This is a genomic window from Paractinoplanes bogorensis, assembly GCF_018829635.1.
GTDB lineage: Bacteria > Actinomycetota > Actinomycetes > Mycobacteriales > Micromonosporaceae > Actinoplanes > Actinoplanes bogorensis.
Map to the genome: position 1 here is coordinate 416,187 of NZ_JAHKKG010000003.1, position 17,834 is coordinate 434,020.

A 17,834-nucleotide genomic window follows, 5' to 3' on the forward strand; every position below is an offset into this window, starting at 1 on the left:
ACCGCCGTCTGGCCGCCGCGCGGGGCCGAGGCCGTCGACCTGACCGGCGCGTACGACAGGTTCGCGGCCGGCGGTTTCGACTACGGCCCGGCGTTCCAGGGCCTGCGGGCGGTCTGGCGCGAAGGCGGCGACGTGTACGCCGAGGCGGCCCTGCCCGAGGGCGTGACCCCCGACGGCTACGGCATCCAGCCCGCCCTGCTCGACGCCGTGCTGCATGCCGCGGGCTTCGGCGAGGGCGCCCAGCGTGGCCTGCCGTTCACGTGGGAGGGCGTCACCCTGCACGCGACCGGCGCGTCGTCCGTACGCGTCCGGCTGCGCCCCGACGGCGACGCCGTGTCCATCGCGATCGCCGACCCGACGGGCGCCCCGGTCGCGACGATCGCCTCGCTGGTGACCCGCGCGGTCGACGGCGACCAGCTGTCCGGCCCCGAGCCGCTCTACGTCGTCGACTGGGTCGCTGTGAAGGCCGGCACCGACACCCCTGACTACGAGATCGCCGGCGGCGACCTGTCCGAGGCCCTGACCCGCCTGCAGCAGGACGACGACCGCCTCGTCGTGTTCGTCTCCCACCCCGACGAGCTGGCTGCGGCCCCCGTACGGGGAATGGTCCGCTCGGCCCAGTCCGAGAACCCCGGCCGGTTCGTGCTGGTCGACACCGACGACGACGCGCTGATTGCCGCCGCCGTCGCGACCGGCGAGCCCGAGCTGCGCATCCGCAACGGCGAGATCCTCGTGCCCCGCGTCGCCCGCACGACGGCCGGGGCAAAGGTTGCCTGGACCGACGGCGACACGATCCTCATCACCGGCGGCTCCGGCGCCCTGGCCCAGGTCATCGCCCGGCATCTGCTCGACCAGGGCGCCGGCCGAGTGGTCCTGGCCAGCCGGAGCGGCACCGGCATCGACGACGACACCCGTGTCACCACCGTGGCCTGCGACGTGTCCGACCGGGACGCCGTGGCCGGCCTGGTCGCCGAGCACGACTTCACCGCCGTGGTGCACGCTGCCGCCGTCCTCGACGACGGTGTCATCGCCGCGCAGACCCCCGAGCGCATCGCCGCCGTGCTGCGGCCCAAGGCGAGCGCCGCCCGGCACCTGCACGAGCTGCTGCCCGACCTCAAGGCCTTCGTGCTGTTCTCGTCGGCGGCCGGCACGTTCGGCAACCCCGGCCAGGCCGGTTACGCCGCCGCCAACGCCTACCTGGACGCGCTCGCCGAGCACCGGCGTGCTGAGGGCAAGCCCGCCGTGGCGATGGCCTGGGGCGCCTGGGAGGGCGTCGGCGGCATGGTCGGCGAGATGAACGACGTCGACCTGGCCCGCATCCGCAACTCCGGCATGCCGCCGCTGACCGTCGAGCAGGGTCTGGCGCTGTTCGACACCGCGCTCACCGCCGACCGGGCCGCCGTGCTGCCGCTGCGCATCGACCTGCCCGGCCTGCGCGCCCGCACCGACCTGCACCCGATGCTGCAGGGCCTGGTCCGCAGCCGTACCCGCCGTTCGGCCGCCGGTTCCCAGCCCGCCCGCGATCTCATCCAGCGGCTCGCCCCGCTGGCCGAGGCCGAGCGCCTGGAGACCCTGCTCGACCTCGTACGCCTGGAGGTCGCGGCCGTGCTGGGCCACGCCGGACCGGCCACGGTCGACCCGGCCCGGGCGTTCCGCGAGCTCGGCTTCGACTCGCTCACCGCCGTCGAGCTGCGCAACCGCCTCGGCACGGTCACCGGCCTGCGCCTGCCGTCCACGCTCGTCTTCGACTACCCGACGGCGACCAGCCTCGCCGGCTACCTGCACGACGAGCTGTTCGGCGCTCTGCTGGCCGAGGAAGCCGCACCGGTCACGACGCCCACGACCGACGACCCGATCGTGATCGTCGGCATGGCCTGCCACTACCCGGGCGGCGTCAACTCGCCCGAGGATCTGTGGAACCTCGTCCTCGACGGCACCGACGCGATCACCGAGTTCCCGGCCAACCGCGGCTGGGACGTCGACTCGCTGTTCAACTCCGACCCGAACCACCCCGGCACCACGTACACGCGGCACGGCGGCTTCCTGCACGACGCCGACCAGTTCGACCCGGCGTTCTTCGGCATGTCCCCGCGCGAGGCCCTGACCACCGACTCGCAGCAGCGCCTGCTCCTGCAGACCACGTGGGAGGCCCTGGAGCGCGCGGGCATCGACCCGGCCGGGCTGCGCGGCAGCCGTACGGGCTTCTTCACCGGCGTCATGTACAACGACTACGCCCACATGCTCGACCCCAAGGACTTCGACGGCCAGCGCGGCACCGGCAGCTCGCCGAGCATCGCATCGGGCCGCGTCTCCTACACGTTTGGCTTCGAGGGCCCGGCCGTCACCGTCGACACCGCCTGCTCGTCGTCGCTCGTGGCCATGCACTGGGCCATGCAGGCGCTGCGGGCGGGGGAGTGCACGCTCGCGCTCGCCGGCGGCGTCACGGTCATGTCGTCGCCCGGCACGTTCGTCGAGTTCTCCCGCCAGCGCGGCCTGTCCGCCGACGGCCGCTGCAAGCCGTTCGCCGACCAGGCCGACGGCGTGGGCTGGGGCGAGGGCATCGGCATCCTCGTGCTCGAGCGCGAATCGGACGCACGGCGCAACGGCCACACCATTCTTGGCCTCGTACGCGGTTCGGCCATCAACCAGGACGGCGCGTCCAACGGACTGACCGCCCCCAACGGCCCGTCCCAGCAGCGCGTCATCCGCCAGGCGCTCGCCAGTGGCGGCCTGACCACCGCCGATGTGGACGTGGTTGAGGCGCACGGCACCGGCACGACGCTCGGTGACCCGATCGAGGCCCAGGCGCTCATCAACACGTACGGGCAGGATCGCGACCACGCCCTGCTGGTCGGTTCGGTCAAGTCGAACATCGGCCACTCGCAGGCCGCGGCCGGTGTCGCCGGTGTCATCAAGATGGTCATGGCGATGCGGCACGGCACGGTCCCGCGCACACTGCACGTCGACGCCCCGTCGTCGCACGTGGACTGGACCACGGGCGCGGTCGAGCTGGCCACCGCCGAGACGCCGTGGCCCGAGCTGGGCCGCCCGCGCCGCGCGGCCGTGTCGTCGTTCGGCATCAGCGGCACCAACGCCCACGTCATCATCGAGGCCGTCCCCGACGCCGCCATCGAGCCTGCCGGCAACAAGACCACGGTCATCGCGGCCGGCGGCAACAAGGTCATCGACGCCGACGGCAGCGAGGCCGTGACGACCGAGGCTGCGACGACCGAGGCTGCCCGCCCGGTGCCGATGATCGTGTCGGCCAAGTCTGCCGCCGCCCTGGACGAGCAGATCGCCCGCCTCGGCCTGGTCGACGCCGCCCCGCTCGACATCGCCCACTCGCTCCTCACGACGCGGGCCCGTTTCGCCCACCGCGCCGTGCTGCTCGACGGCGCCGAGATCGCCCGCGGCACCACGACCGACGGCCCCCTCGCCATCCTGTTCACCGGCCAGGGTTCGCAGCGCGCCGGCATGGGCCGCGAGCTGTACGCCCGCTTCCCGGCCTTCGCCGAGGCGTGGGACGCGGTCGCCGCCGAGCTGGACCCGTACCTGGACCTGCCCCTGGGCGATGCCGATGCCGACCTGGACCAGACCGGCAACGCCCAGCCCGCCATCTTCGCCCTCGAAGTGGCCCTCTACCGCCTGGCCGAGTCCCTCGGCATCAAGCCGGACCACCTGGCCGGCCACTCGATCGGTGAGGTCGCCGCGGCCCACGTCGCCGGGGTGCTCAGCCTCGAGGACGCGTGCACGCTCATCGCGATGCGCGCCCGCCTGATGCAGGACCTGCCCGCAGGCGGCGCGATGGTCGCGATCCAGGCCGCCCCGGACGAGATCGCGCTGACCGCCAACGTGAGCATCGCGGCGATCAACGGCCCGCGGGCAGTCGTGATCTCGGGCGCCGAGGACGAGGTCCTGGCGATCGCTTCGCAGTTCGACAAAACCAAGCGTCTTACGGTCTCCCACGCGTTCCATTCGGTCTTGATGGACCCGATGTTGGCCGACTTCCGCGCAGTCGTCGGCGGACTTACGTTCAACGATCCGCAAATCCCGATCGTGTCCACAGGCGACGTGACGGATCCCGAGTACTGGGTCAACCACGTCCGCGACACCGTCCGGTTCGCCGACAACGTCGCCAAGCTCGAAGGCGCCAAGTTCCTGGAGCTCGGCCCCGACGCGGTCCTGTCCGGCATGGTCGACAACGGCATCCCGATGCTGCGGCGCGACCGGGACGAGGTCCGCACGACGATGACCGCCCTGGCCCGCCTCAGCGTCACCGGCGTGCCGGTCGACTGGGCGAAGCTGACCACGGGCGGCAAGAAGATCGACCTGCCCACGTACGCCTTCGAACGCCACAGCTTCTGGCCCAGCGGCGCCGCCCCGATCGGTGACGTCGACGTCGCCGGTCTGCAGCCCGCCGGTCACCCCATGCTCGGCGCGTTCCTGCACACCCCCGACGGTGGACTCGTCGCGACCGGCCGCATCGGCATCGCCCGCCAGTCCTGGCTGGCCGACCACGTCGTGCACGGCTCGCCCGTCCTTCCCGGCACCGGCTACGTGGAGCTGGCCCTGCGCGCTGCCGAGGAGGCCGGCTGCGGCGTCCTCGACGAACTGACCATGTCGGCCCCGCTGGTGCTGCCCGCCCGCGGCACCGTGCAGGTGCAGGTCGTGGTCGGCGCGCCCGACGACCGGGCCCGCCGCTCGCTCGGCATCCACTCCAGCCCGGACGGCCAGATCTGGACACTGCACGCGCTGGGCACCCTGTCCGACGCCGTGCTGCCCGCGCCGGACGAGCTGACCGCGTGGCCGCCGGCCGACGCGATCGACGTGCCGGTCGACGACGCGTACGAGATCCTGCGCGAGTCCGGCTTCGCCTACGGCCCGACGTTCCAGGCCCTCCGTGCGGCCTGGCGGGTCGGCGAGGACCTGTTCGCCGAGGCGGTCCTGCCCGAGGACGCCGGCGCCGACAAGTACGGCCTGCACCCGGCCCTGTTCGACGCGGGCATGCACGTCGCGATGATCGAAGGTGTGCGCCTCGGCGGCGAGGACACCGTCATCCCGTTCGTGTGGAACGACGTACGCCTGCACGCCGTCGGCGCCCCCGCCGCCCGCGTCCGCCTGGCTCGCGGCTCCGGCAGCCTCGGCATCACCGTCGCCGACGTGACCGGCCGCCCGGTGCTGACCGTCGGCGCGATGGCCGGTCGCCCGATCGCCGCCGAGCAGATCGGCACGGCCCCCGAGCCGGTCTACGGCATCGACTGGCAGAAGCTGACCGCCGAGATCCGCGACGACATCCCGGTCCTCGACTGCATCACGCCCGGCGGCGACGTGCCAAGCGCCGTCCGTGCGCTCACTGCTCAGGTGCTGGCCGCGCTGCAGAACGCCGAGGGCCCGCTCGTCATCAACACCCACCGCGCGGTCGCCGTGCTGCCGGGTGAGGACGTCGACGTCGTCCAGGCGCCGATCTGGGGCCTCGTGCGTTCGGCCCAGGCCGAGACGCCGGGCCGGTTCACGCTCGTCGACACGGCGGGCCCGGGCGAGCGTCCGGTCGTCACGGACGAGCCCGAGGCGGCCGTACGCGACGGCGAGCTCCACGTGCCGCGCCTGCGCCGCATCGCAGAGCCGGCCACCCCGGTCGCGTTCGACGGCACGGTGCTCGTCACGGGTGGCACCGGCGGCATCGGTGCCGCGGTCGCTCGCCATCTGAAGACCCTTCCCGGCGTACGCGGCCTGGTCCTCACATCGCGCCGCGGCCTCGACGCCCCGGGGGCCGCCGAGCTGGCCGAGGAACTGGGCGCCCGCGTGGTGGCCTGTGACGTCGGCGACAAGGCGGCCGTGGCCGAGCTGCTCGACGGCATCGACGACCTCACCGCGGTCGTCCACGCGGCCGGCGTCGGCGACAACGGCCTGCTCGCCGCGATCACGCCCGAGCGCCTCGACACTGTGCTCACGCCGAAGGCCGACGCCGCCTGGCACCTGCACGAGCTGACCGCGGGCCGCGACCTGGCCGCGTTCGTCCTGTTCTCGTCGGCGGGCGGCCTGGTCCTCACGGCGGGCCAGGCCGGTTACGCGGCCGCCAACGTGTTCCTCGACGGTCTCGCCGCCCACCGCCACTACCGCGGGCTGCCGGCCACCTCGGTCGCGTTCTCGCTGTGGGACGTCGAGGGCGGTCTCGCGCAGTACATCGGCGACGCCGACCGCACCCGCATGGCCGCTCAGGGCCTGCCCGCGGTGTCCGGGGACGAGGGCCTGGCCCTGTTCGCGTCCGCGCTCGGGTCGCCCCGGCCCACGGTCGTCACGGTCAAGGTGGACACGGCCGCGCTGCGGGCCCGCACCGACACGGTTCCGGCGCTGCTGCGGGGCCTGGCTCCCGGCGTACGGCGGGCCGCCGCGGCCGTGGCGGACGGTGCCCTCACCCGTACGGTCGCCGGTCTGATCGGAGCCGAGCGCACCCGCGCCCTCCTGCAGCTGGTCCGCACCGAGGTCGCCGCCGTGCTCAGCCACGCCGGCCCCGAGGCGGTCGAGCCGGCTCGCCCGTTCCAGGAGCTCGGCTTCGACTCCCTGGCCGCGATCGAGCTGCGCAACCGCCTCAACACCGTCACCGGCCTGACGCTGCCCGCCACCATCGTCTTCGACCACCCCAGCTCGCAGGCCCTGGCCGCGTTCCTGGAGGGCCTTCTCGAGGGCCCCGCCACGCTGGAAGAGAAGCAGCCGGCCGTAAAGGTCGACATGGATGAGCCCATCGCGATCGTCGGCATGGCCTGCCGCTACCCGGGCGGCGTCAGCTCGCCCGAGGACCTGTGGCGACTGGTCATGGCCGAGACCGACGCGACCGGCGACCTGCCGTCCGACCGCGGCTGGGACCCCGACCTCTACGACCCCGAGATCGGCAAGGACGGCAAGAGCTACACCAAGCGCGGCAGCTTCCTCTACGACGCCGCCGACTTCGACCCGACGCTGTTCGGCGTCGCGCCGCGCGAGGCGCTGTTCATGGACCCGCAGCAGCGCCTGCTGCTCGAGGCGTCGTGGGAGGTCATGGAGCGCGCCGGCATCGATCCGGCCTCGCTGCGCGGCACCGACACGGGCGTCTTCGCCGGCGTCATGTACCACGACTACGCGCTCAACACGTCGCCCTCCGGCACGTCCGGCGGCAGCGTGGTCTCCGGCCGCGTCTCCTACACGTTCGGCTTCGAGGGCCCGGCCGTCACCGTCGACACCGCCTGCTCGTCGTCCCTGGTCGCCTTGCACCTGGCCGCCCAGGCCCTGCGCAGCGGCGAATGCTCCCTGGCCCTCGCGGGCGGCTCGACGGTCATGGCCACGCCCGGCATGCTCGTCGAGTTCAGCCGCCAGCGTGGTCTCGCCCCCGACGGACGCTGCAAGGCGTTCGGCGCGGGCGCGGACGGCGTGGGCTGGTCCGAGGGCGTCGGCGTCCTGCTCGTCGAGAAGCTGTCCGACGCGCGCCGCAACGGGCACGACGTCCTGGCCGTCATCCGCAGCACCGCGGTCAACCAGGACGGCGCCTCCAACGGCTTCACCGCCCCCAACGGCGCGTCCCAGCAGCGGCTCATCCGCCAGGCGCTCGGCACCGCGGGCCTGACGGCCGCCGACGTGGACGTCGTCGAGGCGCACGGCACCGGCACCACGCTCGGTGACCCGATCGAGGCGCAGGCCCTGCTCGCCACGTACGGGCAGGACCGCGAGACGCCGCTGCTGCTCGGCTCGATCAAGTCGAACATCGGCCACCCGCAGGCCGCCGCCGGCGTCGCGGGCATCATCAAGATGGTGCAGGCCATGCAGCACGGCGTCGTGCCGCGCACGCTGCACGCCGACGAGCCGTCGCCGCACGTCGACTGGGCCGCGGGCTCGGTCTCGCTCGCGTCGGCCACCGTGCCGTGGCCGTCCGTAAGCCGTCCGCGCCGTTCCGGCGTCTCGTCGTTCGGCATCAGCGGCACCAACGCCCACGTCATCCTGGAACAGCCCGATGCGCCGGCTCCCGCGCCGGCGCCGGTCCAGGAGCCCCCGGGCACCCTCCCGCTGCTGCTCTCGGCCGCGACCCCCGAGGCGCTGCGGGCCCAGGCCGAGCGCCTGGCCCCGGTCACCGACGACCGCAACCCGCTCGACGTCGCGTGGACGCTCGCCACGACCCGCTCGGCCCTCGAACACCGGGCCGTCGTGCTCGGCGACGGCCTGCGCGAGCTGGCGTCCGGCATCAACTCGGCCTCCGTCGTCACCGGGCGGGCCAAGCCCGGCGGCGCCACCGCGTTCCTGTTCACCGGCCAGGGCTCGCAGCACGCGGGCATGGGCGCGGCGCTGCGGGAGAGCTTCCCGGTCTTCGCCGAGGCCTACGACGCCGTGGCGGCCGAACTCGACCTCTACCTGGACCTGCCGCTCGGCGACCCGGGCGCCGATCTCGACCAGACCGGCAACGCCCAGCCCGCCATCTTCGCGCTCGAGGTGGCCCTGTTCCGCCTGGCCGAGTCGTTCGGCGTCAAGCCCGACTACCTGGCCGGCCACTCGATCGGTGAGGTCGCCGCGGCCCACGTCGCGGGCGTGCTGTCCCTTGAGGACGCGTGCATGCTCATCGCCATGCGGGCCCGTCTCATGCAGGACCTGCCCGCGGGCGGGGCCATGGTGGCGATCCAGGCCGCCGAGGACGAGATCCCGCTCACCGACAACGTCAGCATCGCGGCGGTCAACGGCCCGAATGCGGTCGTGATCTCCGGCGCCGAGGACGAGGTCCAGGACATCGCGGGCCTGTTCGAGAAGACGAAGCGGCTCATGGTCAGCCACGCGTTCCACTCGGTGCTGATGGACCCGATGCTCGACGACTTCCGCGATGTCGTCGCCGGGCTCACGTTCAACCCGCCGACGATTCCGCTGGTGACCACCGGCGACGTGACCGACCCGGCGTACTGGGTGGATCACGTGCGCGACACCGTGCGGTTCGCCGACAACGCGGCCACCCTGCGGGCGCGCGGCGTCACCCACTTCCTCGAGCTGGGCCCCGACGCCGTGCTGTCCGGCATGGTCGAGGGCGCGGTGCCGATGATGCGCCGCGAGCGCGACGAGGAGCTCACCGCTCTCACCGCGCTGGCCCGCCTGCACGTCGAGGGCGTGCCGGTCGACTGGACCCCGCTCATCGCCGGGGGCCGCAAGACCGACCTTCCCACGTACGCCTTCCAGCACCAGCGTTTCTGGCTCGAGGCGACCACCGGTGCCGACCTGGGCGCGGCCGGCCTCGCTCCGGTCGACCACCCGCTGCTCGGCGCCGTGCTTCGCGCCCCCGACGGCGGCGCGGTGTTCACCGGCCGGGTCTCGCTGAGCACCCACCCGTGGATCGCCGACCACACCGTGCTCGGCAGTGCCCTCGTCCCGGGCTCGGCCCTGGTTGAGATGGCCCTGCGCGCGGGCGAGGAGGTCGGCGGCGCCGCGGTCGAGGAACTGGCCCTGGCCGCGCCGCTCGTGCTGACGGGCGACGAGACCGTACGCCTGCAGCTCACCGTCGACGCGCCCGACGCGTACGGGCGCCGTCGTTTCGCCATCCACTCGCGCACCGGCGAAGCCTGGCTGCAGCACGCGTCCGGCGTGCTCGCCGCGCAGGCCGCCGCGCTCGCGTTCGACCTCGCCGCCTGGCCCCCGCCCGGTGCCGAGCCCGTCGAGAACGCGGACCCGTACGGCACGATCGCGCAGAGCGGCTTCGGCTACGGCCCGGCGTTCCAGGGCCTGCGGGCCGTGTGGCGCGACGGCGACGTGCTCTACGCCGAGGTGTCGCTGCCCGAGGTCGCGGCCCCGGCCGGCTTCCTCGTGCACCCGGCCCTGCTCGACGCCACCATGCACCCGGCGATCCTGGTCGGCACGGGTGACCAGGCGGTCATCCCGTTCGCGTGGAACGACGTACGCCTCGCGGCCGTCGGCGCCACCGACGTGCGGGTGCGGGTGACCCACCTGCCGACCGACAACAGCATGCGCATCGAGGTCGCCGACGCCGCCGGAAACCCGGTCCTGGCCGTCGGCACCATGACCGGCCGCCCGGTGTCCGAGCAGCAGTTGCGCGCCACCGAGCCGGTCTACGCCGTCTCGTGGCGCCCGCTCACCGTCGCCGCGGGCGGCGGTTCCGCCGGGTGGTGGGGCACGCTCGGCGATTCAGTTCCGCCGCTCGTCGCGTACGCCGGGAAGACGGCCACGGGCACAGTCCCGGCCGCGACCCGGACGCTCACGCACCAGGCGCTCGCAGTCGTGCAGGAGTTCCTGGCCGGGGACCGCTACGCGGACTCCCACCTCGTGATGGTGACCCGTACCGCGGTCGCCGTGACCGAGGGCGACCCGGTCGACGTCGCGCAATCCCCGATCTGGGGTCTGGTGCGCGCGGCCCAGGCCGAGAACCCGGGCCGCATCACGCTCGTCGACGTCAACGGCGATCCCAGCGACGAGACCCTGGCCGCCATCGCCGCGGCGGGCGAGCCCGAGGCCGCGATCCGCGACGGTGCGGTCTTCGTGCCGCGCTTCGCAGCTGTCACCGAGCCGGGCACCCCGCCCGCGTTCGACCCGGAGGGCACGGTCCTCGTCACCGGCGGCACCGGCGGGCTCGGCGCGGTCGTGGCCCGCTACCTGCTCGCCGAGCGCGGCGTTCGCGAGGTCGTGCTGACCAGCCGCCGCGGCCTCGACGCCCCGGGCGCGGCCGACCTGGCCGCCGTTCCCGGTATCCGCATCGAGGCGTGCGACGTCACCGACCGGGACGCGCTCGCGGCCCTGCTCGGCGGCATCGACAACCTCACCGCAGTGGTCCACGCCGCCGGTACGGGCGACAACGGCCTGATCGGCACCATGACGCCCGAGCGGTTCGACGCCGTGCTCGCCCCCAAGGCGGACGCGGCTTGGCACCTGCACGAGCTGACCGCGGACCGCGACCTGGCCGCGTTCGTCATGTTCTCGTCGGCCGGCGGCCAGATCCTCGCCGCCGGACAGGCCCCCTACGCCGCGGCCAACGTGTTCCTGGACGGCCTGGCCTCGCACCGCCACTCGCTCGGCCTGCCCGCCACGGCCATGGCGTTCTCGCTGTGGGACGTCGGCGCGGGCCTCGTCGAGTACCTGACCGACGTCGACCGCACCCGCATGGCCATCCAGGGCGTCCCGCCGGTGCCCGCCGAGGAGGGCCTGGCGCTGTTCGCGACCGCGCTCGACGCGGGCCACCCGGCGGTCGCCCCGATCCGCGTCGACACGTCGGCCCTAGGGTCGCGTACCGACTCCGTTCCGGCTCTACTCCGTGGACTCGCTCCGGCGGCCCGCCGGTCGGCCGCCCGCAAGGTCGCGCCCGTGACCGACCTGAACGAGGCGGACCTGCTCGACCTCGTCCGGGGCCAGGTCGCCGCCGTGCTCGGCCACCCGAACGCCGACGCGATCGAGCCCGACCGAGCGTTCAGCGAGATGGGCTTCGATTCCCTCGCCGGCGTCGAGCTGCGCAACCAGCTCAACGAGGCGACCGGCCTCAAGCTGCCGGCCACGCTCGTGTTCGACTACCCGAACTCGATCGTCCTGGCCGGGTATCTGCGCGACGAACTGTTCGGCGGGGTCACCGAGATCGCGGCCGACGAGCTGATCCCGATGGTCACCACGACCGACGACCCGATCGTCATCGTCGGCATGGCCTGCCGCTACCCGGGCGGCGTCGACTCGCCCGAGGCGCTCTGGCGACTGGTCGCGGGCGGCGGCGACGCCATCAGCGCCTTCCCGGTCAACCGCGGCTGGGACGTCGAGGGCCTCTACCACCCGGATCCGGACCACCCCGGCACCTCGTACGCCCGCGAAGGTGGCTTCCTGCACGACGCCCCCGAGTTCGACCCGGCGTTCTTCGGCATGTCCCCGCGCGAGGCCCTCGAGACGGACTCGCAGCAGCGCCTGCTCCTGCAGACCACGTGGGAGGCGATCGAGCGCTCCGGCATCGACCCGTCCACCCTGCGTGGCAGCCGCACCGGCGTCTTCGCCGGCCTCATGTACAACGACTACTCGGCCCTGCTCGAGGGCGCGCAGCTCGGCGGCGGCCAGATCACCGGCACCTCGCCCAGCGTCGCCTCGGGCCGCGTGTCGTACACGTTCGGCTTCGAGGGCCCGGCCGTCACCGTCGACACCGCCTGCTCGTCCTCCCTGGTCGCGATGCACTGGGCCATGCAGGCCCTGCGCGACGGCGAATGCACCTTGGCCGTCGCCGGCGGCGTCACGGTGATGTCGTCGCCGAGCGCGCTGATCGGCTTCTCCCGGCAGCGTGGCCTCGCCCCGGACGGCCGATCCAAGGCCTTCTCGGACGCGGCCGACGGCGTCGGATGGTCCGAGGGCGCGGGCCTGATCGTGCTGGAACGCCAGTCCGACGCCATCCGCAACGGTCACCACATCCTGGCCGTCGTGCGCGGCTCGGCGGTCAACCAGGACGGCGCCTCCAACGGCCTCACCGCCCCCAACGGCCCGTCTCAGCAGCGGGTCATCCGGCAGGCGCTGGCCGGCGCGGGCCTGCGCACGAGTGACATCGACGCGATCGAGGCGCACGGCACCGGCACCACGCTGGGTGACCCGATCGAGGCCCAGGCCCTGCTGGCCACCTACGGCCAGGACCGCGAGCGGCCGCTCCTGGTCGGCTCGATCAAGTCGAACATCGGTCACGCCCAGGCCGCGGCCGGTGTCGCCGGTGTCATCAAGATGGTGATGGCCATGCGGTACGGCATGCTGCCGCAGACCCTGCACGTCGACCAGCCCTCGACCCACGTCGACTGGACGGCGGGCGACGTCGAACTGCTCACCGAACAGCAGCCGTGGCCCGAGACCGGCCGCGCCCGCCGCGCCGGCGTCTCGTCCTTCGGCATCAGCGGCACCAACGTCCACCTGCTCCTGGAGGGCGCCCCCGCCACCCCGGCGACTGCGGCCCAGCCCAGCAGCGCGGCGAGCACAAGCGAGCCCGGCAGCCTGAAGGCTGGGGATGAGCGGGTCGTGCCGTGGGTGGTGTCGGCTCGTTCGGAGCGGGCGCTCGACGGCCAGATCGAGCGGATCACCGCGGTCACCGGGGAACGCCCGGTCGACGTCGGCTTCTCGCTGCTGACCACGCGGACCCGGTTCTCGCACCGCGCCGTCCTGCTCTCCACCCCGGACGGCGTCCGCGAGGTGGCCCGCGGCTCGGCCACCGACGGCCCGCTCGCCTTCCTGTTCACCGGCCAGGGCTCCCAGCGGGCCGGGATGGGCCGCGAGCTGTACGCCCGCTTCCCGGTGTTCGCCGAGGCCTACGACGCCGTGGCCGCCGAACTCGACCCCTACCTGGACCTGCCGCTGGGCGACGAGAACGTGGATCTGGACCAGACCGGCAACGCCCAGCCCGCCATCTTCGCGCTCGAAGTGGCCCTGTACCGCCTGGTCGAGTCCTTCGGTATCCGGCCCGACCACCTCGCCGGCCACTCGATCGGGGAGATCGCCGCGGCCCATGTCGCCGGTGTCATGTCGCTCGAGGACGCGTGCGCGCTGATCGCCGCCCGCGCCCGCCTGATGCAGGCCCTGCCGGCCGGCGGCGCGATGGTCGCGATCCAGGCCTCCGAGGCCGAGATCGAGACCGAGCTGACCGCCAACGTGAGCATCGCGGCGGTCAACGGCCCGAACGCGATCGTGATCAGCGGCGCCGAGGACGAGGTCCTGGCCATCGCGGCGAAGTTCGAGAAGACCAAGCGACTGACGGTGTCGCACGCCTTCCATTCGGTGCTGATGGAGCCGATGCTGGCCGACTTCCGCGCAGTCGTCGACGAACTTACGTTCAACGAACCGCATATCCCGCTGGTATCCACAGGCGACGTGACGGATCCCGGCTACTGGGTCGACCACGTCCGCGACACCGTCCGGTTCGCCGACAACGCAACCAAGCTCGAAGGGGCCAAGTTCCTCGAGATCGGCCCGGACGCGGTCCTCTCCGCCATGGTCGACAACGGTGTGCCCCTGCTGCGCCGGGACCGCGACGAGGAGACCACCGCGCTGACGGCCCTGGCCCGCCTGCATGTCTCCGGTGTCACGGTCGACTGGTCGCCGCTCCTCACCGACGGCCGGAAGATCGACCTGCCCACCTACGCCTTCCAGCGGGACGTGTTCTGGCCGGTCGCCGTGCACCAGGCGGGCGACGCGACCGGTCTCGGCCTGGCCGACGCCGCCCACCCGCTGCTCGGCGCGCTGCTCGACACCCCCGACGGCGCGCTGGTCGCCACCGGTCGCCTGTCGCTGAAGACGCACGCCTGGCTGGCCGACCACCGGGTGATGGGCGCGACCCTGCTGCCCGGCACCGCGCTGGTCGAGATGGCCGTCCGGGCCGGCGACGAGGCCGGGTGCGACCGCATCGAGGAACTCACCCTGGCCGCGCCGCTGGTGCTCCCCGAGACCGGCGCGATCCAGCTGCAGGTCACGCTGGGCACACCCGACGACCAGGGCGGCCGCACGATCGGCATCCACTCCCGCCCCGAGGGCGCCGACGGCGCCTGGATCCAGCACGCAACGGGCCGCCTGAGCACCGAAGCCGGCCGAGCCGCGACAAGCAGCGCCGACGACTTCGACGCGACGACCTGGCCGCCCGCGGGCGCCGAGGCCGTGGCGGTCGACGGCGGCTACGAGAAGCTGGCCGAGATCGGTTTCGACTACGGACCGGTCTTCCGGGGCCTGCGCGCCGCCTGGCGGTCCGGGGACGACATCTACGCCGAGGTTGCCCTGCCCGGCGAGAACAATCCGGAGCGGTTCGGGCTGCACCCGGCCCTGCTCGACTCGGTGCTGCACGCCTGGATGCTGGCCGGTGACGAGGACGGCGGCGGTGGCCTCCCGTTCTCGTGGAACGGCGTCTCGCTGCACACCGCCGGAGCCGGTTCGGTCCGAGTCCGGCTGCGCAAGTCGGGCGACGCCATGGCCATCGCCGTGGCCGACCCGTCCGGCCGCCCGGTCGCGTCGATCGAAAGCCTCGCGGTCCGCGCGGTGGCGCCCGGCCAGTTCGCCGGCCCCGACCGCGGCGAACTGTTCGAGCTCACGTGGACGCCGACACAGAAGACCTCGAAGACAGTCACCGCTGCGACTGTGCACGGCGACGACCCGTACGGGCTGGGAACGCTCTTCGAACGAGAGGGTGACGTCGTTCTGGTTCCGGTCGCGGGCCTGACCGACGTGCACTCGGCCACCGTCTGGGCGCTCGGCCTGCTGCAGGAGGAGCGGCTCGGCGGTGAGCGGCTGGTGTTCCTCACCCGCGGCGCCACCACCGGCGACGACCTGGCCGCGGCCGCGATCTGGGGTCTGGTGCGCGCGGCCCAGTCCGAGAACCCGGGCGTGTTCGGCCTGATCGACCTGCTGGACGACAACGTTCTCGCGCTGCCCGCGGCGCTCGCCCTGGACGAGCCGCAGCTGGTGCTGCGCGAGGGCGAGGTGCTGGCGGGCCGGCTCGCCCGCGCCGAGCGTCCGGAAGCGCCGGAACTGCCCGCGGGCACCTACCTTGTCACCGGTGGCACCGGCGGTCTCGGCCGCACGATCGCCCGGCACCTGGTCGACCGCGGGATCCGGGATCTGCTGCTGGTCAGCCGCAGCGGGGGCGCCGCCGATCTGGTCGCCGAGCTGGACGAGCGGGGTGCCCGGGTAACGGTCGCGGCCTGCGACGCCGGTGACCGCGAGGCGCTGGCGAAAGCGATCAGGGGCCACCAAATCACCGGTGTCATCCACGCCGCCGGTGTGCTCGACGACGGTGTCATCGGCTCGCTCACCCCGGAACGGCTCGACACCGTGCTGCGGCCCAAGGCGGACGCGGCCCGGCACCTGGACGAGTTGCTGCCCGACGCCGAGGTCTTCGCGCTGTTCTCGTCGGCCGCGGGCACGTTCGGCAACGCCGGCCAGGGCAACTACGCGGCCGCCAACGCCGTGCTGGACGCCCTCGCCGCCCGTCGCCGCGGGGCCGGGAAGCAAGCCGTCTCGATGGCCTGGGGCACCTGGGACCAGCCGGGCATGCTGAGTGAGAAGGACAAGATCCGGCTTTCCCGTACGGGCATGCCGCCGCTCTCGGTCGAGCAGGGCCTGGACCTGTTCGACGTCGCACTGGGCGCCGGATCCGCGGCAGTGCTGCCGCTGCGGCTCGACCTCGCGGTGCTGGGCGGTGCCCCGAGCGTGCCCGCCCTGTTGCGCGGTCTCGTCCGCAGCCGCAACCGTCGCGACACGGCCGCCCCGGAAGCGGCCGACGGCCTGATCGAGAAGCTCACCGCGATGGGCGAGGCCGAGCGGACCGGCGTGCTGCTCGACATCGTGCGGCGGCAGGTGGCGGTCGTGCTCGACCACGCCGGCCCGGAGACCATCGAACCCGACCTGGCCTTCAAGGAGCTCGGCTTCGACTCGCTGACCGCGGTCGAGCTGCGCAACCGACTCGGCGCCGCCACCGGCCTGCAGCTCAGCGCGACCGTGGTGTTCGACTATCCGACCGCCACCCAGCTCACCGAGCACCTGCTCGACGAGCTCGCGCTGGGCGCGCCCGACGTGGCCGGCGCCCTGCTGGCCGACCTCGACCGCCTCGAGCAGGTGCTGGCCGGCGCGAGCGTGGACGAGCAGCTGTTCCGTAAGGTGGCCGGCCGGCTCGACGTGCTGCGCAGCCGCTGGGCCGAGACCAAGTCGGCGGGGGAGCGGGACGAGGTGAACCTCGACTCGGCCTCCGACGAGGACATGTTCGCGATGCTCGACGAGGAACTGGGGAACTGATGTCGTATACGTACCAGGTGTCGAAGCCGTTTCTGGCCGAGCGGGAGCTGGAGTACGTCAGCGAGGCGGTGCGCACCGGCTGGATCTCGTCGCAGGGCCCGCTGGTGCCCCGCTTCGAGGAGGCGTTCGCCGCCTTCCACGGCAGCGCGCACGGGGTGGCCTGTTCGTCCGGCACAGCGGCCATCACGCTCGCGCTGCGGGCGCTGAACATCGGCCCGGGCGACGAGGTGATCGTCCCCGAATTCACGATGATCGCCACCGCGTGGGCGGTCACCTACACCGGCGCGACGCCGGTGTTCGTCGACTGCGGCGACGACCTCAACATCGACGTCAGCAAGATCGAGGAGAAGATCACCGCGCGGACCCGGGCCATCGTGCCGGTGCACATTTACGGCCGGAAATGCGACATGGAGCCGATCCTGCAGATCGGCTACGAGTACAACCTGCACGTGGTCGAGGACTCGGCCGAGGCCCACGGCGTCAAGCCGACCGGTGACATCGCCTGCTTCTCGCTGTTCGCCAACAAGATCATCACGTCCGGCGAGGGCGGCATCTGCCTGACCGACGACAAGCGGCTGGCCGGGCAGATGGCCCACCTGCGCGGCATGGCGTTCAGCAAGGAGCACAACTTCCTGCACAAGAAGGTCGCCTACAACTTCCGGATGACCAACATGCAGGCCGGCGTCGCCCTCGCGCAGACCGAGAGCCTGGACGAGATCCTGGCCCGGCGCGCGAAGATCGAGGCGTACTACGACGCCGGGCTGTCCGGGGTGGACGGCATCACGCTGCTGCCCAAGCGGGACGTGCTCTGGATGTACGACCTCCTCGCCGACCGCCGCGAGGAGCTGATGGACCACCTGGCCGCGGCCGGCATCGAGACCCGGCTGTTCTTCAAGCCGATGAGCCGGCAGCCGATGTACCTCGACGACATCTGGCCGACCCTGAACGCGCACCGGTTCGCCGAGCGGGGGCTCTACCTGCCCACGTACACCGGTATGACCGAGCAGGACCAGGACGTCATCATCGGCAAGGTGCGCGAGTTCTACGCCTAGAAAAAAGGCAAGACCGAGAGAAGAGGGCCGGTTCCCCGTACGGGAAACCGGCCC

At 73.1% G+C, this 17,834-nt stretch carries 2 protein-coding genes (1 of these 2 only partly in view); both read left to right on the top strand.

Annotated elements, in window-relative coordinates:
- Positions 1-16,728, top strand: the 3' portion of a protein-coding gene (locus tag KOI35_RS47215) for a type I polyketide synthase (protein ID WP_246612869.1). It extends 12,927 nt beyond the left edge of the window; the window shows 16,728 of its 29,655 coding nt (coding positions 12,928-29,655); its start codon lies off the left edge, out of view; it ends in the stop codon at positions 16,726-16,728.
- On the top strand, positions 16,728-17,780 hold the full coding sequence (locus KOI35_RS10175; RefSeq protein ID WP_215785888.1) for a DegT/DnrJ/EryC1/StrS family aminotransferase: 1,053 nt from the start codon (positions 16,728-16,730) through the stop codon (positions 17,778-17,780). Before KOI35_RS47215 ends, KOI35_RS10175 begins: the two co-directional genes overlap by 1 nt.
- Positions 17,781-17,834 lie beyond the last annotated feature (54 nt).

What these genes read in the sequence shown, in the direction of transcription:
- KOI35_RS10175 (WP_215785888.1), top strand. Translation starts at nt 16,728, where the DNA reads ATGTCGTATACGTACCAGGTGTCGAAGCCGTTTCTGGCCGAGCGGGAG.